The organism is Anaerolineales bacterium, assembly GCA_037382465.1.
GTDB lineage: Bacteria > Chloroflexota > Anaerolineae > Anaerolineales > E44-bin32 > WVZH01.
Genome location: JARRPX010000043.1, coordinates 1 through 20,137, shown reverse-complemented (window position 1 = coordinate 20,137; position 20,137 = coordinate 1). Strand labels below are relative to the sequence as shown.

Genomic DNA, 20,137 nt, shown 5'->3' with positions numbered 1-20,137 from the left:
GGCCTATGATCAACCACCTCAACAACACCCTCCGCACGCTGCTCAAGTCGCAGGTCGCCAGCCTGCAGCCGGCGGCGAACGCCCAGTTCGGCTTCGTGCCGCCGGACACGGACTGGCGGGGTTACGTGCACACCCTGGCCCAGAAGGCGCTCAACGTCTACCTGATCGACGTGCGCGAGAACCGCAAGCTGCGTTCCAACGAGCGGCTGCAGACGGAGCAGAACGGCCTGTGGACGGAGGAACCGGCGCCCGATCGGGTGGACTGCCACTACCTGATCAGCGCCTGGAGTCCGGCGCATCCATTCAACGACCAGGCGCAGCAGGACGAGCACAAGCTGTTGAGCGAGGTACTGGCAACACTGCTGGAATACACGCCGCTCAAACCCTCCAGCGTACCGGGTCTCTCCCAGGCCGACGCCGGTAAACTCTACGGACTCGATCTGGCCACACAGGTAGTTCCAAGCGAGGGCTTCCCCAAGCTGGCCGAATTCTGGGGCACGATGGGCAGCGGCAACCGCTGGAAGCCCAGCGTCTATCTGATCGTCACCCTGCCCGTCTTCCGTCCGATCCGCGAATTCGGCAGCATGGTCACCACCTGCATCACCCGCTACCCCATGAGCAAGGACGTGAGCAAAGCCGAAGTGCGGATCCAGATCGGCGGCCTCGTCCTGGACGAAACGGCGGCGCCCCCGAAACCCCTCTCCAACGTGTCGGTGACGCTGCTGGACGACGCCGGTCGGCAGCTTTACTCAACCGAATCGGACGAACTCGGCCGCTTCACTTTCGACGGATTGCTCGCAGGAAATTACACGCTTCAGGCGCAGGCCCCGGGCTTCGCCTTATTCACACGCAGCGTCCAGGTCCCTTCACCCACGGGTGATTACGACCTGCACCTGACCTAGAAACGGTAAGGAGGTACGCATGGCTACCAAATACGCAACACCCGGTGTGTACATCGAGGAGGTGACCGGCCCCGGCGTGATCGCCGGTGTGGGCACCAGCACACCCGCTTTCATCGGGCCCGCCCTGCGCGGCCCGCTGAACGAACCCTGTCTGATCACCAGCTTCGACGAATTCATCCAGTACTTCGGCGGCACGCGCGCCGGACGCGCCTGGCCCTACCTCTTCGTCGACAAGAAGCCCTACTACATGGCTTTCGGTGTGGAGGGTTTCTTCACCAACGGCGGCCAGGAGTGTTACATCGTGCGCGTGGGCACCGCCGTTCAGTCCAACCTGAGCGTGAAGAACGACGCCAACGAAGTCGCTTTCACCGTCCAGGCGCTGCAGGACGGCAAGGACGGCGACGAGATCACGGTCGAAAGCGAGCAGTACGTAGTGCAGGAAATTGCGACGGGCAGTGCGGTGCTCACAGCAGCTCCAACGGGTGCGGGAAAAATCGTCACGGTGGACAAACCCAGCCAATTCCGGGTAGGCGATTTCGTCGCCAAAGCAACGGGGGATCCGGGAAAAGAGATCGAGAAAATTCAAGGCAGCAAGTTGACGCTCAAGGCCGCAATCGCAGGATTAGCCAGTGGCGACACACTACGAATTGCCGATGTGTTAACGCCCACGATAACCTTGCGCACGAACAGCACCGAAGGTCTTAACAGCGATGACATTGCACTTCTCTCCGGCGATGATGCCGACAATCCAGGCACGGCAATCAGCGAGCGAGTCACAATCAAGAGCGTGGATCCCACAACCAACCTTGTGACCTTGAAAAATGCGCCTACAAAAAAGTACAACATGCTCCCCGCCGCGGCGACCGCTTTATCGTTGACATCCATCCGCGTCTTGTCCACCGGGAAAGCCACCGTGATCGCAGGCAGTACGACGACCAGTACCTCCGGGACGGAGTACACCACCATCACCGTCAGCGCCGCTGACGCAGCCAAGTTCCGGCCCGGCGACGTCATCGATCACAACAACAAACTGGCCACGATCAGCTCCATGCAAAGCTCCGGGGCGAATTACGTCTTCACCCTGGATCGAAAGCTGGCCGTGGCGCCGGCGGCCAACGACGGCATCCGCATCGCCGACATCATCCCCGGACAGACGACATTCCGCGTCGAGGACGCCACCGGCCTGTACCCTGGCACGGTCGTGCTGCTGCAGGGCGATGACGCCAACAACACGGGCAACACGATCGAAGCATATCTCATCGTCCAAAACGTGGATGGCGCCGGTTTCGTCACGCTCGAGTCGACGCCTAAAATTGCCAAGACCTTCAATCTAAAAGCGACCGTCGACGCGCCGATCCTCATTCCCCAGGAGTTCCGCCTGATCGTCACACCGCCGACCTCCACCACGAGCACGCTCACTGAGGAACGCTTCGAGAACCTGTCGCTCAATCCCTACCATCCGCGCTACGTCTTCAACACCGATTTGATCGAATCCAAGCTGGTCGCGCTGAAAAAACCGACGACGGCGCCCAGCGCAAGCGGATACAAAGCGTATTTGATCAGCCCCTCGGGCCCAACCAATCTCGCCGGTGGCGCGGACGATCAACCCTCCGGGCTCACATCCGTAGAATACCAGGACGGCTTGAAAGCGCTGCGCGACGTGGACGACGTCAACCTGATCTGCATCCCCGATGCCGCCGCCCACCCCGAGCGCAAGACGATCCAGAAAGCGATGATCACCCACTGTCTGACCATGCTGGAGCGATTTGCCATCCTGGACTCGGAGAAAGACATGCCGCCCTCCGGCACGAACAGCGTACGCGATCAGCGCCAGGAGGTGCAGTCGACCCGCGGATTTGCCGCCCTGTATTATCCCTGGCTGGAGGTGCGCGATCCGACCAGCACCCGGGCGCAGGCGCGTACCATGTACGTGCCTCCTTCGGGCCACATGGCCGGCGTCTACGCCCGCACCGACGATGAGCGCGGAGTACACAAGGCCCCGGCCAACACCGATGTGCGCGGGGTCCTGGGCCTGGAGCGCCTGCTCAGCGACCGGCAGCAAGGACCGCTCAACCTGGCCGGCGTCAACGTCCTGCGCATCTTCCCCGGTTCCGGCCAGGTGACCGTGTGGGGCGCGCGCACCACCGTCGATCCCACCATCACCGACTGGCTTTACGTCCCCATCCGGCGGCTGATGCTCTACCTCGAGGAGTCGATCCAGGAGGGCATCCGCTGGGCGGTGTTCGAACCCAACAACCTGGAACTGTGGGGCAAACTCAAGCGCACCATCTCGGAATTCCTCACTCGAGTCTGGCGCAGCGGGGCTCTGTTTGGCGAGAGCGCCGACAAGGCCTTCTACGTGCGCATCGATGAAGCGTTGAACCCGGACAGCACGCGTAAATTGGGACGCTTGTATATCGAGATCGGCGTGCGGCCTTCCTATCCGGCCGAGTTCATCATCGTGCGCATCGGCCTATGGGACGGCGGCGCCGAGATCAGCGAGTCGTGAGCGTAAAAGGAGCTGAATCATGGCAACAGCAAAACGGATAGATCCGTACGGCAATTTCAATTTCGCCGTCGAAATCGATGGCATCAATCGGGCATATTTTCAGGAGTGCAGCGGTTTCGACTCTTCCATCGAGGTCATCGATCATCGTGAAGGAGGAGACGCGGCGTTCCGCAAACTTCCGGGGCCCGTGAAATACTCCAACATCACCCTCAAATGGGGAATCACAGACGATGCCGAACTGTACGACTGGCACAAACAATGGGTCGACGGCGATTCCTCGGCCAAGCGCGTGAACGGCTCGATCGTCCTGCTGGACCGACAGGGCAACGAGAAAGTGCGTTGGAATTTCTACAACGCCTGGCCGGCCAAATACGACGGCCCGGATTTCAACGCCGAAGGCACCGATGTGGCCATCGAGACCCTGGAACTGGCGCATGAGGGAGTCGAGCGCGTCAGCAGCTAGCACAAACGAGTGTGGAGGAAAAGATGTTCCAAACCGAATTCGAGTTCAGCCTGCCCTGCGGTTACCTGGATGAAGAGGGCAGCATGCACCGCCAGGGCATTATGCGACGGGCAACGGCAGCGGACGAGATCCTGCCGCTCAAAGATCCTCGCGTGGTCAAGAATCCAGCTTACCTGGTGATCATCCTGCTCTCCAGGGTCATCACCGATCTGGAAGGTGTGTCGTCCATCAACCCCAAGGTTATCGAGAACCTGTATGCAACCGATCTTGCCTATCTGCAGGACCTCTATAACGAGATCAACCAGTTGGACAACGGCCATCTACCGGTGGTCTGTCCGCAGTGCCAGCACGCGTTCGAATTGGAGCGGTCAACATTGGGGGGGTCTTAGGCTACCCCCTTGATCAACTTTCCGAGGAGGTAGCCTTTATCGCCTACCACTTCCATTGGCCGCACGACGATGTCATGCACCTGGAACACGGCGATCGCCGGCGCTGGGTAGAACAGATTTCGAATATCAATCGACGGATGAATGGGGAATGAAGTCACACGTGCAATCACCAAAAAAATCGAAAATAAACCGCTGCGATTCACCGGCAACGGACGGATTCGCCAGTCTTCCACGCAGACATCTTCAATACAATCGGGGGCTGGAATTCTTCCGATCAATCTCGTGCCGTTATCAAGAAATGCCTGGTCGATGGTCGCGTGTGGGCTTGATATTTGCACGACAATCCAGCACGTTGCGCATACAATCCATCCACCATCAATCGCCGGTAATCCTGAAATCACGCTTGGCACTGACGCTTTCCCCATGCATAACAATTCAGCCGCACAAGGTTGCGAATCTGACGGTCATCCATCACGAGCGCATCGAAACTCGAACGGCATCCGTTACGCCCACAAAAGATGGCTTCGTACCGCCTCGAGCCAACGGTGATTGGGATTCCGCCAGACCACAGATCGAGCGCTCATATCCGCCTTTACCCCGCGTGCTTCGCCGTCCAGTGCATACCGACGCCGTTGAGAGCACAACACCCGCTGGTTCAACGACAAAGGGCAGTCCGTTACAGCGAAAAGAGCCTTCTACCTGTGATCATTTCCGTTCCGCACCTCGTAAACCCATTGACGTCAACCATCTGGCGAATGAAGTGATTCGTACCATCGACCGGCGGATTGTTGCCCAGCGTGAACGAATGGGGAGGTCTTGACTATGGCATTGGAGAAAGCCGTGATCGCCAACACCGTCACACGCGAGCGTATCTCGGTGATGTTCAACCCCGAGGAGTACACCGTCAACAAGGACGTCAATTACGCCCAGGCAGACGTGCCTGGCTTAAGTGCTCCCATCCTGCAATTCGTGCACGGCCAAATGCAAACGCTGGAAATGGAGCTGTTCCTCGACACCTACGAGCAACACAAGCAGGGCAGCATGACCTTGAACCAATCCGGACAGGATGTGCGGGAATTGACCCGCAAAATCACCGACCTGATGGACATCGACCCGAGCACCCATGCGCCGCCGGTACTGGTCTTCACCTGGGGCTCGCTCTCCTTCACTTGCGTCCTCGCCCGTGCCAATCAGCGTTTCACCATGTTCAAAGAGGACGGCATCCCGGTGCGCGCCCGCTTGCAGGTCACTTTCAACGAGTTTCGCAACACAGAATTGGAAGCAAAGGAAGTCAAGCGCGAAACGGGTGATTTCTCCAAGACCTACGTCGTCTCGCAGAACGAAACGCTGAGTGAAATCGCCGCCCGCGCCTATGGAGACGCCTCACTCTGGCGACCCATCGCCTTGTTTAACGGAATCCTCAATCCGCGCAACATCCCGGTGGGGACGCGCCTGACCCTGCCGCAGCTGCCATTCCGCGATCCCCAAACTGGTGAGGTCCACAGTTGATGGCCAATCCGCGTTTTGCCCCCGAATTCCAACTCAAAATCGGCGGCGAGACGATTCCGGCCTTGTTACGCGCATCCATAACAGCAATCAGCTACCAGGGCGGCCTGGAGGGTGCCGACCGGGTGGAACTCTCCCTGGCCAACGAGAATTTACGTTGGCTGGATCACGAACTGCTGGCTTTGGATAACAAACTGGAACTCCACATGGGCTATGCCCCCGATCCGCTGGTAAAGATTTTCGTCGGCGAGATCGTGAGTCAAGACGCCAGCTTCCCCAGCGGCGGTATGCCGACTCTCACCATCGCCGCACAGGACCGTCTCCACCGGCTGCAGAAAGGCGCCAGGGTGCGCTGGTTCGCCATCCCGGTCCCGACGTTTGGGAACTTCCCCATACCCGACTACCCGGGCGTGATCGACATGGTAGCGGTGGAGAACAGCTTGATACCGATCGTGGATCCTGTCGGCGCGGCGCTGGCCGCGTTGATCGGAGGCATCGATACCATCGCCGCGGTTAAAGAACCCGAGCAAGCCCAAAGATTGATACGGAAACAAATCGGCGAAAGCGATTTTGATTTTCTCAAACGTATCTCTGGTGATATGGGCTGGGAGATGTTCGTCGACCACAGCGGAGCGCTTGGCGGATATCAACTGCAATTCATGTCACCCCTGGATCACTTGTCGGCAGACGTGACATTGAAATACGGGCGATCGTTGATCGACTTCACTCCACGCATCAGCAACGTCGGCCAGATCGCGGGGGTCAGTGTGCGTTTGTGGCAACCGGACGTCAAGATGGAATTCACCATCACCGCCTCCTGGGATTGGGACCGCCAATCGCTGAATCTGTCCATCTCACCTGGTTACGGCGTCTCCACCGGTGTAAGCACTAGTGAGGCGACGGTCACTCTCGTCGACGAACCAGCAACTCTCACTTCTGCCCCGCGTGTGATCCTTGGCAGATTGATCCCCAAACTCAACCAGCGCCTCACCGGTTCGGGAAGCACAATAGGCAATCCCCGCATTCGAGTCGGATCCGTTCTGCGCCTGGAAGGATTGGGAGAAGAATTCGGTGGTCTGTACCGGGTGACCTCCGTCACGCATACGATCGACGGCGGCGGATATCGCACGAGTTTCGAAGTACGCAAGGAGATCTGGTTTGGCTCGATTCCACTTCCCACACAAGGCGCGATTCCAGTTCGCGTGCAGGAACAATCACTTGCATAGACTACGGAAGGAAGCGATCCATTGAACGGGTTGATCAACACTTCAGCACAATTCAACGGGCGCGTGAAGCAACACGCTTACGATATCTGCGTAGGTTGGGTAATCAGCAACAAGGACATCACCGGCCAGGGACGAGTGCAGGTACATCTGCCCACGGTTCCGGAATTCGAACCCTGGGCGCGCATCGCCGTGCCAATGGCGGGAGCTGGTCGTGGCACCTACTTTATCCCCCAGGAAAAGGACGAAGTACTCGTGGTGTTCAACCGTGGCGACATCCGAGAAGCGTACATCGTGGGCAGTCTGTGGAATGGCTTGGATTCCCCGCCGGCGACAGGCCTGCAGGATCCCGTCAACAAACGTATCGTACGCACGCCGCAGGGACACGAAATAGAACTCGATGATGCCCTCGAATCGATCACGATTACCAGCTGCGGCGGGCACAAGGTGACCATCGATCCCTCAGGCATCGAACTTGAGACATCTGGAGGCGGCGCCAAGGTAACGCTCGACGACAAGGGCAATAAAATCTCCGTCGAGGCCGAGAATTCAATCTCGCTCAAGGCTTCCGACGTCACCATCGAGGGAAAAAACATCAGCATCAAAGGCAGCAGCAGCGTGCAAGTTCAAGGCGGTCAGCTCTGTTCCGTGAAAGCCGGCACCGTAAAAATCAACTGACCGGAGGAAAAACATCAATGCCACCAGCAGCCAGAATTGCGGAATCGACCAATCATCCCGGCGTCATCGCCGGTCCGGGCGTATCCAGCGTCATCATCAACAGTTTGCCGGCCGCTGTTGTCGGCGATATCCACATCTGCGCCATGCCGCCGAACGCCGGGCCGCATCCACCGAATCCGATCGTCACGGGGAGCAAAACGGTGATGATCGGCGGCAGACCGGCTGCGCGCATGGGCGACATGACGGGTTGTGGCGCTGCGATCGTCAGCGGATCGTCCAATGTGTTGATTGGAGGTTAAGTCGTGGCACCAACAACGGATGGACAGAAGAAGGAGTTCCTCGGCATCGGCTGGAACTTCCCCCTCAAGTTGGTCGGCGACGGGTCGATCAACATGGTGGCCTACGAAGACGACATCCGCCAGGCAATCCGCATCGTCCTGGGCACGTCCCCGGGAGAGCGTGTGATGCGGCCCGATTTCGGCGCCGGACTGAAAGATTTCATCTTCGAGCCCATCAACACGACGACACTGGCGTTGATCGAACAGCGTGTCGAAACCGCACTGATCACCTGGGAACCGCGCATCGATCTGCAGAGTGTAAGCGTGAAGCCGGATACACAGGAACACGGCAAGCTGCTGGTGAACATCGAGTATCGGGTACGTACCACCAACACGTTCTACAACCTGGTCTATCCATTTTATCTGGCGGAAGGGCAGCAGAATGCGTAAGCAGATTACACCCAAACTCGATCCTCGCGATGCAGAGTCCCTCAGTCGAGAGCTGCTCTCACATTTGCCCGCCTACGTTCCCGAGTGGCAAGTACAAGAGGGAAGTGCGCCCTGGGCTTTGATCCACACAACCGCGCGTATGATTCAGGCGGTGATCCAGCGTCTCAACAAAGCGCCCGACAAGAATCTGCTGGCCTTCCTCGATATGCTGGGGATCAGCCTGATCCCGGCGCAAGGCGCTCGCGCACCCATCGTTTTCGAGGTTCCGACCGACAGCCAGGACGGCCGTGCGCCGGCCGGCACGCGGTTGGGCGCAAGCGCAGGAACGGCCGCCGCCTCTCCCGTGATCTTCGAGACGGAAAGCGCTATTGGCCTGACCGGCGCCAAACTGACCGACGTCATAAGCTTGTGGCCGGCAAAAGACAGCTACGCCGTCCATAGTTCGGACGTCGCCGGTGAACGGGATTTCACCTTATTTACCTCGTTGAAATCCGTCCCCCACATTTTATATCTGGCGCACGACACGCTGTGCGCCCTGGCAGGTACCGCAACACTCAAAATCGATCTCCAACTGGCTTCTGGTCAATCCGGCAAGTGGCCTGAAGTCGTCTGGGAGTACTGGAACGGTAAATCCTGGCTGCCGCTCACAGTCACAGCCTCCACTACCACGGGGGACGTCACCAAGGTATCCCTCAAGAAAAATACCGGGGACAAATCCGCCAAAACCAAGGTTAACGGTGTCAACGCCTATTGGGTACGCGGCCGACTCAGCAAGCCACTAACACCCGCAACGAACGCGACCTTACCGCAGTTGGAGAAGATCGAGCTGCTTTCGAAAATCGACCAAAAGAGTCTCGAGGCCGATCAAGCGATGTCCGAGGGCACTTCATTGGATCTGACCAAAGCCTTCCTGCCACTGGGCCAGGCTCCCCGCCCCGGCGCCGTCTTCTATTTCTCCTGCGAGGAGGCTTTCTCAAAACCTGGCGCTCAGGTAAGCATATCTTTTACCAAAGCCGAACTCCCGGAGACGGAGGCCGACGCCAAGAGCAAGCAGTTCGAGGCCAGCGTCGATGCAGCGCGTAAATACTTGCAGGACGCCGCTGATAAAGCCGCCAAGGTAGCCTACGATGCAGGGCAACAACTATACAACGCCCTTAATCCGAACGCCGCAATATTACTCAAATCTAGAAACAAAGAATTAGACGACGCCAGGAAGAAACTAGTGAGTCAGACTTCGACGGATAGTCTGATTGATCGGATCAAGAAAGTACAAGAGGCTGTAAAAAACGTCCAAGATGCCATCGCGATCGTTTGGAATCTGGCGAACACACCTGTTGCCGTGTTACTACCCTCATTCGACATTCAGGACATCAAGGACGAGGTGGATAGTGCCAATAAGATTTTAACCGCACTCTCCAAACTGGGGCCGACGACCGCCGTCTTAAGCACTTCGGGCAAGACCTTCGAGGTGACCGGACCACAACTGGCATGGGAATACTGGAACGGCAGTCAATGGGAGGCCCTGCTCGGACCGGCAAAGGGGGACAAGGCGGCGATCAACTTCAAGGCTGATACTGACAGCAACAACAAAATCAGCTTCACGGTTCCCAGTGACTGGGTCGCCAAGGAGGTTGACGGGGTCACCACGCGCTGGATGCGTGTACGCCTGGCGAAGGGCAGCTACGATCGTTTGCGCATCGTCAGCTGGTACGACCAGCAAGAGAAGCGCACCAACGCTTTGCCAATCCTCGAAGCGCGCCCCCCGATGCTCGAGTCCTTCTCCTTGGGCTACAGCTACACCCCAATCACGAAAAGTCCGCCACAGTATTGCTTGTGTTACAACGACTTCCAGTACGTGGAACACAGCAAGACTCCACTCGGTGGGAGCAGCTTCACCCCTTTCCGGCCGATCTCCGACCGCACACCGGCGCTCTACCTGGGATTCGATAAGCCCCTCCCGGTGGACGTGATCGGTCTCTATTGCGACATCGCCGACGAAAAGGGCGAAACAGCCACTCCTTTACTGACCTGGGAGATGTGGGACGGATTGGCCTGGCAGGAGTTGACCGTCACCGACGAAACGGCGGACCTCACTCGTCCCGGCATGGTATCGTTCATCGCCGAGACCTCAGCCGTTACGCCCCGCGAGGCGACCATCAGCAAAGCCAGCGGCGCCCAGGTGGTCGTCACGGAGGCGTTGGAAGCCGCCCGCTTTGAGGCGGGAGATCGGGTCTATCTCAAGCAGAACAAAACGGGTGAAATGGCCATCGTCGACTCGGTAAAAGGCAGCACGATCCAGCTCGCCGTACCATTGGGGAATACCTATTCAGGCGGGCAGATTCAGTTATCCGATCTACCTCGTTTCGGTACACCCCGCACCTGGGTGCGTGCCCGCCTCAAGGAAGATGGTGAACCACCGTTCGCCAAGTTCTCCGGCCTGTACCTCAACGCTGTTTGGGCCACAGAACGGCAGACGTTCACCGATGAAGTGATGGGGTCGAGCAACGAGCAGGCCGATCAGGTATTTTTCTTCAAACAGGCACCGGTTCTAGCGGGAGCACAGATCGAAGTACGGGAATTGTCGGGCGCACGAGCCCACGTTGAACTGCCCCTCCTGATCGAAGAACTCGAAAAACAAGGACTAACCGAAGACGATGTACGTACCGTGAAAGACAAGCGCACGGATCGAGTCAATGAAGTTTGGGTTAGCTGGCAAGTACGTCCTCACCTGTACTTCTCCGGTTCCGACGACCGCCACTGCATGATCGAACAAGCACGCGGACGTTTAATCTTCGGGGATGGAAACCTGGGCAAGATCCCGCCTGCAGGCGCCAACAACATCTTGGCCCGCCGTTATCAAGCCGGTGGTGGAAAAACCGGTAACGTAAAAACGCGGGCGATCAAACAGCTGCTTGGCCTGGCTTTCCCGGCGCAAAGCGTTTTCAACCCCCGTGCAGCTGAGGGCGGTGCGGATGGTGAAACGCTCGCCGCCGTACGATACCGCGGGCCGGAAGCGGTACGGCACCGCTGGCGGGCGGTATCGGCATTGGATTATGAATCGCTGGCGAAGGAAGCTTCGCCCGGCGTGGCACTTGCCCGGGCATTACCGACGACTGATGCCAGCGGCAATTACGCCCGCGGCTGGGTCAGCGTGATCATCGTCCCCCGCAGCAAAGCCGCACAGCCCCAACCTTCGGCCGAACTCAAACGGCGAGTGAAGCGATATCTTGCCGCCCGTGCTCCGGCGGGCATCGCCGGCATCCATGTCGCCGATCCAACCTATCTGCTTGTCGGGGTGACCACAACCGTGGCACCCTGCGACATACAAGAAGCCGGCATCGTGGAGCAACGCGTGCGCGCAACTTTGAAGGCCTTCCTGCACCCGCTCAGCGGTGGACCCGACGGTACAGGTTGGCCATTTGGACGCGACGTGTATCTCTCCGATCTGGCGGCGATGTTGGAAGCGCTGGAAGGCGTGGATTACGTCAAAGAGCTGAGTTTTTCGATCGGGGGAACCAACCAGGGAGAACACGTGCCCGTCCCAACGAATCGTCTGGTCGCTGCCGGAACGATCCACATTCGATTGTCCGCACCCGAGTCGAGCGAGAGGTAATCATGCCACTTCCACTACCCAACCTTGACGATCGCCGCTGGGCCGATTTGGTGGAGGAGAGCCGATCTCTCATTCCACGCTTCGCGCCATCCTGGACCGATCACAACGTTCACGATCCGGGCATAACGCTAATGGAGTTGTTTGCCTGGCTGGCCGAAATGAGCATTTACCGACTCAGCCAGGTACCCGAGCGACACCTGCGCAAATTCCTGTCGCTGATCGGCGTAATTCCCAGACCTCCCCATCCAGCACAAGCACTACTGAAGTTTGAACCCGACAGCGGTACAGCGCCATTCACGCTGCCGGCCGGAACGGTGTTCGAGGCAAACCAGGGGACAAAGGGAACTGTACCTTTTTATCTACGACGCGACCTGACGGTCGTCACCAGTAAACTCGCCGCGTTCCAAGTTGAATCCGATACAGGGATACGCGATCGCTGGCGTATTTTACGAGCCGGATCGCCCATTGCACCCTTCGGATCAAATCCAAGGACAGGCGCAGCCTTTTACCTGGGTTTCGACGAAAACCTTCCGCACGGAAAATCCATATCGCTCGGATTTCGCTTCGCCGTTGATAAAACCGACCTCGAAGAACGCCTTCGCATCCTCGAGGAGGTAGTCGCTCAAGAATGGGCTTATCGCCAACTCAGGCCGGGAACCCCCTGCGATCTCTGGGGAAGGACTCGGGGAAACGTGGATGGAACGCCGCTTCCACCTCACCACTCGGTGAGATTGACGTGGGAGTTCTTCGCCGCAGACGGTGGCGGCTCTTGGCAAGCCCTCGTCCCGGAATCAGGGCAAGTAATGGATGACACACGCACGCTTACTCTCGACGGCACGCTGCGATTCGTGCTGCCGTCGGCGATGAAAGCCGTTGCCCTCGGCGAGGCGGAAAAAGAGTTGTACTATCTGCGATGCCGTTTGGCCCACGGCGCCTACGACTACGCACCACGTATCGCCGAGGTCGGCCTGAACAGTGTAGAGGTGGAACAGGCGACTCCGGCCTGGCAGCGTTTTCCCATCGCCGCCGGATCAGTGGTGAACGGCCCGCTTCCGACATCCGGAGATGTCACCCGCCTGACGTTTACCCTGGACGCAACGGGGACGATTACAGAGCTGACCTTCAATCCCAACGCACAAACCTGGCCGCATGTGCGCGTTCTCAGCTATGGTGGCCCGACAGTTACTGATCCGGGTGCGATTGCATTGGAACTGGTCCATTTAGACGAGGGTACAGGTGAAACATGGCAAAAGCTGAACCTAACGCCAATCGTAGCCGGCAGCACACAACTCTTCACATTGGCGGAGGCATCCGGCAACCTGCAATGGCAAGCGTGGGAACGGTGCACTGATTTCGATAGTTCCCAGCGAACAGATCTACATTACACACTCGATCCAACGAATGGGGAAATCGTTTTCGGTGATGGTCAACGTGGCTGTACCCCTAAATCCGGTTCGCCTGTACTAGCCATATATCAAATCACGCAAACCACCCAGGGAAATTTACCCAAAAATACGATATTGGAGCTGGCTGACACGCCACTCAACCCTCCAGTCCTGGCAATGTTACCGCCGACTACACTATCGCAGCTAACGCGCATCGCCAGCTTACTCGGCCCGGCGACAAGCGGTGCAGCGGCCGAAACGACGTACCAGGCTATCGGACGAGCCGTCGAAATCCTCTGGGCACACGAACGGTTGCAGACTCTCTGTGAACAATATGGCTGTAAGACGCTCGATCAGATCCCCGACCCCGCTGTGCTGGCCGTCGCTCCTCCGACTCGCGCCGTGAACGAATTGGACTTCGAGCGGCTGGCCTTGAGCGTACCCGGCACCAGAGTAAAGCGAGCGTATGCTTTGAGCAACTTCCACCCGGACTATCCGCAGCGTGAAGCTCCAGGCGTGGTAAGCGTGGCCATCGTACCGGAATTGCCGGATACACGACCACGGCCCAGTCGTGGATTGCGACGAGCGGTGTACTGTTACTTGGAATGGCGCCGCCTGGTTACGACTCAGATTAAGGTCGTCGGTCCCAGATACGTCGAAGTTCGCGTGCGGGCGGAGGTCCAACCCTGCGAGGGCGTCGATCGCAATAAACTGCGGACGGCAATCATCGCCGCGTTGGACCAATTTATGGATCCGCTTGAAGGTGGACCGAATGGAGAAGGTTGGCCATTTGGGCGTGATGTCTACCGCTCCGAGATCCTACAAGTGATCGACGACGTACCGGGAGTGGATTACGTAGTCCGCCTGACGTTGTTCAGCAATCCTGGCGGAACTGTAAGCGGGAACCTGAGTGTCGGTCCTTTGTATCTGGTGACGCCCGGCAAGCACGATATCGAGGTGGTTGGATATGAATGCTGACCAGTCGGATTACCGCTACCTCAACCTGGCCGAGGGATGGCAGAATTTTAAGTGGCACGGCCTGACGGTCGACTCCTGCGGAAACATTACGCTTGCGCGTCTCGCAAAGGTGGTCGAGGTATTCGGTCAAGTCGGAGCTCCAATTACGCAGGCAGCAGAGCCCGCGGGCGTAACCGGCGACGGCGTAGACTTCATTTACTTCAGCGATCCAGAAACGCACCGCGTTTTCAGATTGAACACCTGCTCGGGAATTAGCCAGCCACTAGCCTGCTTCACGGGACGGGGTGTTGGCGTAGGCCAATTGCAGTCCCCTCGCGGCCTGCGTATGAGCCGGGACGGGCTGCTTTACGTAGCCGACAGTGGCAATGACCGCATCCAGGTCGTCGATTTGCGTACTGGCGATGTTCGGGCAGACTGGGGGCAGCCTCCCGCATTCGATGAACCCTGGGACCTCGCAATCGATCATTCGGGTGACGTGTATGTCATTGAACGAGGCGGCCCACGACTGCGCAAATTCCACAACGACGGTAACGAGCTGACTGCATTCGGGGTTAATGCCGGCACACAAATAGCACTCAGCCAACCATCTAACATCACAATCACCGAACTCGACGATATAGAACATCTCTGTTTGCTGGACATCGGCTTGCATGAAGTTCTGATCCTGGACCTCACAGGCAATCTACGAAGCCGCTGGATCCTGCCTGCCAACATCCAGCCGGTGGGAATCGTCGCTATCGGCTCTGCGCTCTTCATTGGAAACAACGCCAAGGATGGCGAACTTCTGCAGTTCGATTTACAGGGCAATCTCGTTGGGCCGGCGTCGGGCTATAAAGGACCCGTAGCTGCGCTGGGTTTGCTTTGCGACGGCAGTTTGCTGCTATATCCGGGTAGCAATGCCTCTACGATCCGCTTGTGCGCCAATAAAGCTTTCGTGCGCGAGGGAACTTTCCTGACCGGTCCGTTCGAAAGCCGTGATGGAACCATCAATACAGCGTGGCGCCGGCTGCGCACCTCGGCCTACCCACTGCCTACCGAGACGAACGTGCAGTTCTTCTCCTACGTCAGCAATTGGAACGATCCCCCTACGCTCGATCCTGAATCGCCATTCACTGCGAGTGATGGCTGGAAGAGTTTGCCCGCCAATCGACTGGAGGGACTTTTCCGCAATCCCCCGGCACGCTACCTGTGGATAGGCGGATGCTTGCAGGGGAATGGCCAGACATCGCCCACGATCACGCAGATGCAGATTAGCTACCCAACCAGCACGTATGCGCATTATTTACCCGCCCTATACCAAGAAGATGGAGATGGACGCAAGTTACTGAATCAGATCCTGGCATTGTTTGAAAGCACACTCGGAAGTGTCGAGCAGCAAACCATCGATATGCCTTTGCTGTTCGATCCGTTTGCCGCCCCGATCGAATGGGCATCCTGGCTAATCGGCTGGCAACAATATCAAGACGCCACCCAGCAATCGCGTAACTGGTTGCCCTGGCTGGCAAGTTGGTCGGCCTTTGACCTGGACGAAACATGGTCTGAGAGTAAAACCCGGCGTGCGATCGCAACCTCGTTTTGCCGTTATGGCATGCGTGGCACGAAAGTAGGGCTGCGCAGCTTGATAAAGCTATACGCTGGCGTAGACGTCTGGATCGAGGAACCTGGACGCTTGTACAAGAATTGGTCGCTGGGCGATTCATCCTGCCTCGGATTTGACACCGCCCTGCCGCCTGCAGGAATGGTTGGCGGCGCCAACAAGCTGCTTGCGGAGGATGCTGCCTACCTCTTCTGCGTTTGGATCTATAAAAACGGACAGAACCAATGTAGTGCCTTGATGCGCACGAAGGAAGTATTAGATCGTGAAAAACCCGCCCACACCGATTATCAAATTTGCGAGATCAAGCCGCGCTACCGTATCGGGGTTCAAGCCCGTATCGGCATTGATGGCATCGTCGGTAGACCGACCGAGGAATGGACGTTGGGCGAGAAAAAACCTTTGGGCCAGGAGACGGTACTATCTGTGGCTGGCAGCGAGTCGGGCGCCTGGCCAGACTACGACTCACGAGAAGGGCAGCGTACAGGGATAACAGGAGGACCATGCCATGAATGATTGCTTTGGTGGGAACGGCACGAATCTGAGGATTCTAAAAACACCAGCTCGGAATAAGTACTTCTTCGGCAAGCTGATGGAGGAGTGCCACTTTGAGATGGAGCAAGATTACTTCAATCGTAAACGCTGGCTGCTCAATCGACTGGCCTTGGGATATGGCGTCTTGAGTGGCTTAGACGTGAAGGTAGACACGAGCAATCCCAACAAGGTCGTAATTCATCCAGGTGTAGCGATCGACCCCCTGGGTCGTGAAATTATAGTGCCTGCTGTCACACAGCCCATCGATCCTACTCGAATTACTGCTGACGATGGCCGAGCAACAGGAGAGATTGTTGAGAATGGGGATGTGTGGATTGGACTGGCGTATCTCGAGTGTCCGAAAAACCCAGTTCCAGCGTTGGTCCAGGATTGCGGCACGCAAGATGGTTGTATGCCGAGTACGATCTGTGAGCAATACATCATCCTGGTACGTAAAGAAGAACCGGATATTCCGGCTCCAACATGTCCCTTACGCAACTTACTGGAATTCAAGGCCAACCGTCAATTAACCGCTGCTAGCAATCAGGCGTTGGCTAAAGTCATCAGCAATGAAAACCCGATAGTCGCTGCTGATCTTCGAACTTGCGTACCGCTGGCACGCATCCATCTACGGAATAGCAGTTACACCCAGGCGAACATCTACCCCGAAATACGCCCTCTCGTCTTCAGCAACGCCATGTTGTTCGAACTACTGCTCTGTCTGGCGCAATCAGGGGAAGGCGCTTCGGCCGTAGTCTCCAATACCACGCAGGTCAGCGCCATGAATTGGGGATCGCACGGCAAGAATATGGCCATCACTGACTTCTTAGATGGTCTCGATCTCACCTTTGATCACCCGGTGAAGTCGAAGACGAAATCCCTCGAAGGATTGTTCGTCGTTACGCTGGAAGAGCCCATCACCAGATCATCGGGAACGGAGCTTTCCGGCGCCACGCGCCTTCACCAATTGGCCCCCGCCGGGAGGAACGGCATAACGTTACGTAATGACCGTCTCACATTTAAGCCCAAAAAGGCGTTGGGAAGGTCGCTCGAGAAGCTACTCGAACAGAATAAACACCTTCTCGTGCGGGTCACGGTCAAATGCAGCCTTTTGACGGACGCGGATGATCCCACGCTGGCCGTGGATGGGTCGGGCAACGGTGTCCCAGGGAGTGATTTCACAAGTTGGTTTTACCTCACGGCAAAGTAAACATTGGCTGGTCGTTGAAACCTATTGCTGGGATATATCGATACAGCGAATACAAGATACAGGAGGAACGAGAAATGACTGGTGTATTCAGTATAGAAGCAAACGAAAATGCAGGATCGGCACAGGTACAGATCGTTACGGGCGTACACGTGACGACAGGATCTACTTGCGTAGGAATGACCGCCCTGGAGCGAGTGCGTTTCTTTCCCCGGCAGTTGATCAGCGCAGACGATCTGACCCTTGAACAATCATACTTTCGCAACAAACTTCGCCGTCACAATCGGCTGCTTCATGGTTGGGGCATCGTCTGTGGAGCACTGGTGAGTATGAGTGATAGCACGACCGCCGCAGAGGCGATTATCGGACCGGGTTGTATCCTGGGGCCCTACGGGGATGAGATCGTTATCGACCGCAGCCTGACGCTCGACTTGGCCGGCTACATCACGAACGATTGCGCTGATGAACCATGTAACGATGCCGGACAAGACGACGGGCAAGCCTCATCCCTCTACTACATCGCCGTGAAACATGCGGAATGCATGAGTGAACCGGTACACGTCCTTACCGGTGTTTGTGGTTGCGACGAACTGCAATGTGAGTACAGCCGCATCCGCGATCATTATGAGATTGGGTTGCTGACGCAGCTGCCCTCTACATACGATCCTATGCCGGAGCCGGTGACGGATTACTGCGGGAAAACCTGCCCGGCATGTCCGAACGATCCTTGGGTCATCTTGGCGGCGGTGTCACATGTAGTCAGAATCGGGTTCAAAATCGATCCGACTGAAACAAGGCGGTTACGGCGTTACGTGCGATCTCACGCAGAGGATTACTACACATGTGAAGAGCAAAGCGATACTACCCATCGGTTATCGAATCAGGCAATCGGTTAGCTACAGGGTCGTTGCACAACTGAATTCGATACGCTTTTCTGCAAACGTGGATACTGATGGGTGAGGATAGTATTGTGAGCTGACCTCTCAATGGATTACCCGCACAGGGAAATCTCGATCGCTTGTCTACTCGGCAGCACACCGATCGGTCTCTGCGCGACGATCCTTCTTGGTGAATAAATCGTCATCAAGCTTTATAAAACCTCATCAATCGTCGTCCAACCATAACTACAAGGAACGTACAATGAATCGTTGCCCCAGATTATTACTGATCGTGATCTCCATCGGATTGGCACTCGCCGCTTGCAGTCCTCCGTCCCCCGAAGCAAGCCCGACCCCGCTTCCTACAGATACACCCAATCCGACCGAAACCCCCGACCAGGCGGCCATACCGGTGGAAAGCCGACTGACGACAAAATGTGTGCAAACGAACGACGCTTCCCCGGATTCACTTCAACTCGGTGGGAGCCTCTTCGTCGTTGTCATCGATGAAGGCAATAAGACCTACATGTGGGATCTGGGAAGCGATCTGAAGATTGAAGCCGATGCGGGCAGCACGCGCGTCGTTCTGTCGCCCGATCGTGCCCGCCTGGCCGCCATCGATCGCCACATGGAAGCCTTGATCGTTCTCGATGCGAGTGCAACCCGCTTGTTGGAACTCAAGGATTGGGGAGATGAGTACGACGTGATCCAATGGCTCAAGGACAACCAGTTGGTTATTAAACTCCCTTATGGAGATTCTTCGTACGAACCGGATGCGATCCTCGTGTTCGACATCGCGACGAGGGAACGCCAGGAGATTAATCCGGATCTGCCGCAAATTACCAATTTCTTCCAGGAGCTTTCCTGGGGCGGCTACACCATCAGTCCGTTGGTGCCGAATTCCCCACTTACACGACTCGTCTACCCCGCCAAGGAAGAAGCGGACAATTCACTCATTCTGTGGGACATACAAAACGAGCAGGAAATTGGGCGAGTCTACCAGCACGGTAACCCGGGCGCCGGCGTGCAATCGAGCGCGCCTGCCTGGTCCCAGGACGGCACGAGTTTCGTCACCAGCGCCATGCTGCGCTACACCTACGATCCGAACGACGATTCCGAACCCGTCCATCCCCTGCAATCCGCTGCGGGAGCGGCCGAAGACGCCTTCATCAACGTGGATGATGCCGCCGCTTATGTGTCAGGCTTCGAATTGATTCGCGTAGACCAGAACGGCAGCATTCAGCGGCTTTCCTACCTCACGACAACTTTCGACGCCGCGGAAAAGGACTGGGTCTGGTCACCCGATGAGACACACGTCGCCTTCTGGCTCACCATCGAAGACGATGAATTCCCGGTGCGCGATGCGCTCGCCGTCCTGGACGTGGCCAGCGGCGAGGTGGTCAATTACTGCATCAGTGGGTACCGCACGCCGATCTGGTCCCCCGATGGACACCAGATCGCCATCAATCAGAATATTGACGAACGAGACACCTTCAAGATCGTGGACCTCGATGCCGGCGTCGCCTATGCCATCGCCGGAGAAGAGGCCA

16 protein-coding genes are annotated in these 20,137 nt (G+C 57.3%); 15 read left to right on the top strand and 1 reads right to left on the bottom strand.

Annotated features, from left to right (window positions below):
* The first annotated feature begins 5 nt into the window (after nucleotides 1-5).
* Genes P8Z34_11540 through P8Z34_11525 form a run of 4 tightly spaced genes read left to right on the top strand, consistent with a single transcriptional unit; the run spans nucleotide 6 to nucleotide 4,263 of the window.
* Nucleotides 6-902 (top strand): Pvc16 family protein, encoded by an 897-nt coding sequence (locus P8Z34_11540; GenBank protein ID MEJ2551306.1) that lies wholly within the window; start codon nucleotides 6-8, stop codon nucleotides 900-902.
* Nucleotides 903-921: 19 nt separating this feature from the next.
* Nucleotides 922-3,411 (top strand): phage tail sheath subtilisin-like domain-containing protein, encoded by a 2,490-nt coding sequence (locus P8Z34_11535; protein ID MEJ2551305.1) that lies wholly within the window; start codon nucleotides 922-924, stop codon nucleotides 3,409-3,411.
* A 19-nt stretch (nucleotides 3,412-3,430) separates the two neighbouring features.
* Nucleotides 3,431-3,874 (top strand): phage tail protein, encoded by a 444-nt coding sequence (locus P8Z34_11530; GenBank protein ID MEJ2551304.1) that lies wholly within the window; start codon nucleotides 3,431-3,433, stop codon nucleotides 3,872-3,874.
* A gap of 23 nt (nucleotides 3,875-3,897) precedes the next feature.
* The gene (locus P8Z34_11525; protein ID MEJ2551303.1) at nucleotides 3,898-4,263 is read left to right on the top strand and encodes a hypothetical protein; all 366 of its coding nucleotides are present in this window, start codon (nucleotides 3,898-3,900) and stop codon (nucleotides 4,261-4,263) included.
* Here the strand turns inward: P8Z34_11525 and P8Z34_11520 are convergent.
* Nucleotides 4,260-4,673 (bottom strand): hypothetical protein, encoded by a 414-nt coding sequence (locus tag P8Z34_11520; protein ID MEJ2551302.1) that lies wholly within the window; start codon nucleotides 4,671-4,673, stop codon nucleotides 4,260-4,262. The genes P8Z34_11525 and P8Z34_11520 overlap by 4 nt on opposite strands.
* Nucleotides 4,674-5,085: 412 nt before the next feature.
* Between P8Z34_11520 and P8Z34_11515 the strand changes: the two genes are divergently transcribed.
* From P8Z34_11515 to P8Z34_11465, 11 genes are all read left to right on the top strand, one after another.
* Nucleotides 5,086-5,772, top strand: coding sequence for a LysM peptidoglycan-binding domain-containing protein (locus P8Z34_11515; GenBank protein MEJ2551301.1), 687 nt, complete (start codon nucleotides 5,086-5,088; stop codon nucleotides 5,770-5,772).
* On the top strand, nucleotides 5,772-6,995 hold the full coding sequence (locus P8Z34_11510) for a hypothetical protein (GenBank protein ID MEJ2551300.1): 1,224 nt from the start codon (nucleotides 5,772-5,774) through the stop codon (nucleotides 6,993-6,995). The genes P8Z34_11515 and P8Z34_11510 overlap by 1 nt, the downstream gene beginning before the upstream one ends.
* Before the next feature lie 21 nt (nucleotides 6,996-7,016).
* On the top strand, nucleotides 7,017-7,670 hold the full coding sequence (locus tag P8Z34_11505) for a phage baseplate assembly protein V (GenBank protein MEJ2551299.1): 654 nt from the start codon (nucleotides 7,017-7,019) through the stop codon (nucleotides 7,668-7,670).
* A 17-nt stretch (nucleotides 7,671-7,687) separates the two neighbouring features.
* Nucleotides 7,688-7,969 (top strand): PAAR domain-containing protein, encoded by a 282-nt coding sequence (locus P8Z34_11500; GenBank protein MEJ2551298.1) that lies wholly within the window; start codon nucleotides 7,688-7,690, stop codon nucleotides 7,967-7,969.
* A 3-nt stretch (nucleotides 7,970-7,972) separates the two neighbouring features.
* On the top strand, nucleotides 7,973-8,398 hold the full coding sequence (locus P8Z34_11495; protein ID MEJ2551297.1) for a GPW/gp25 family protein: 426 nt from the start codon (nucleotides 7,973-7,975) through the stop codon (nucleotides 8,396-8,398).
* Nucleotides 8,391-12,011 (top strand): putative baseplate assembly protein, encoded by a 3,621-nt coding sequence (locus P8Z34_11490; protein ID MEJ2551296.1) that lies wholly within the window; start codon nucleotides 8,391-8,393, stop codon nucleotides 12,009-12,011. Before P8Z34_11495 ends, P8Z34_11490 begins: the two co-directional genes overlap by 8 nt.
* Before the next feature lie 2 nt (nucleotides 12,012-12,013).
* Nucleotides 12,014-14,374, top strand: coding sequence for a baseplate J/gp47 family protein (locus P8Z34_11485; GenBank protein ID MEJ2551295.1), 2,361 nt, complete (start codon nucleotides 12,014-12,016; stop codon nucleotides 14,372-14,374).
* Nucleotides 14,364-16,484 (top strand): phage tail protein, encoded by a 2,121-nt coding sequence (locus tag P8Z34_11480; protein MEJ2551294.1) that lies wholly within the window; start codon nucleotides 14,364-14,366, stop codon nucleotides 16,482-16,484. The genes P8Z34_11485 and P8Z34_11480 overlap by 11 nt, the downstream gene beginning before the upstream one ends.
* Nucleotides 16,477-17,712: a hypothetical protein gene (locus P8Z34_11475; GenBank protein ID MEJ2551293.1), complete on the top strand. Its 1,236-nt coding sequence runs from the start codon at nucleotides 16,477-16,479 to the stop codon at nucleotides 17,710-17,712. Before P8Z34_11480 ends, P8Z34_11475 begins: the two co-directional genes overlap by 8 nt.
* A gap of 74 nt (nucleotides 17,713-17,786) precedes the next feature.
* Complete coding sequence (locus P8Z34_11470) at nucleotides 17,787-18,605, top strand: hypothetical protein (GenBank protein MEJ2551292.1); 819 nt, start codon at nucleotides 17,787-17,789, stop codon at nucleotides 18,603-18,605.
* A gap of 244 nt (nucleotides 18,606-18,849) precedes the next feature.
* Nucleotides 18,850-20,137 (top strand): hypothetical protein (locus P8Z34_11465; GenBank protein MEJ2551291.1); only part of this gene is annotated, 1,288 nt, incomplete at its 3' end.

Excerpts from the sequence above, each read along its gene's own strand:
- P8Z34_11530 (MEJ2551304.1), top strand. The coding sequence starts at position 3,431 with ATGGCAACAGCAAAACGGATAGATCCGTACGGCAATTTCAATTTCGCC.
- P8Z34_11475 (MEJ2551293.1), top strand. The coding sequence starts at position 16,477 with ATGAATGATTGCTTTGGTGGGAACGGCACGAATCTGAGGATTCTAAAA.
- P8Z34_11515 (MEJ2551301.1), top strand. The coding sequence starts at position 5,086 with ATGGCATTGGAGAAAGCCGTGATCGCCAACACCGTCACACGCGAGCGT.
- P8Z34_11510 (MEJ2551300.1), top strand. The coding sequence starts at position 5,772 with ATGGCCAATCCGCGTTTTGCCCCCGAATTCCAACTCAAAATCGGCGGC.
- P8Z34_11485 (MEJ2551295.1), top strand. The coding sequence starts at position 12,014 with ATGCCACTTCCACTACCCAACCTTGACGATCGCCGCTGGGCCGATTTG.
- P8Z34_11525 (MEJ2551303.1), top strand. The coding sequence starts at position 3,898 with ATGTTCCAAACCGAATTCGAGTTCAGCCTGCCCTGCGGTTACCTGGAT.
- P8Z34_11470 (MEJ2551292.1), top strand. The coding sequence starts at position 17,787 with ATGACTGGTGTATTCAGTATAGAAGCAAACGAAAATGCAGGATCGGCA.
- P8Z34_11535 (MEJ2551305.1), top strand. The coding sequence starts at position 922 with ATGGCTACCAAATACGCAACACCCGGTGTGTACATCGAGGAGGTGACC.
- P8Z34_11540 (MEJ2551306.1), top strand. The coding sequence starts at position 6 with ATGATCAACCACCTCAACAACACCCTCCGCACGCTGCTCAAGTCGCAG.
- P8Z34_11480 (MEJ2551294.1), top strand. The coding sequence starts at position 14,364 with ATGAATGCTGACCAGTCGGATTACCGCTACCTCAACCTGGCCGAGGGA.
- P8Z34_11500 (MEJ2551298.1), top strand. The coding sequence starts at position 7,688 with ATGCCACCAGCAGCCAGAATTGCGGAATCGACCAATCATCCCGGCGTC.
- P8Z34_11490 (MEJ2551296.1), top strand. The coding sequence starts at position 8,391 with ATGCGTAAGCAGATTACACCCAAACTCGATCCTCGCGATGCAGAGTCC.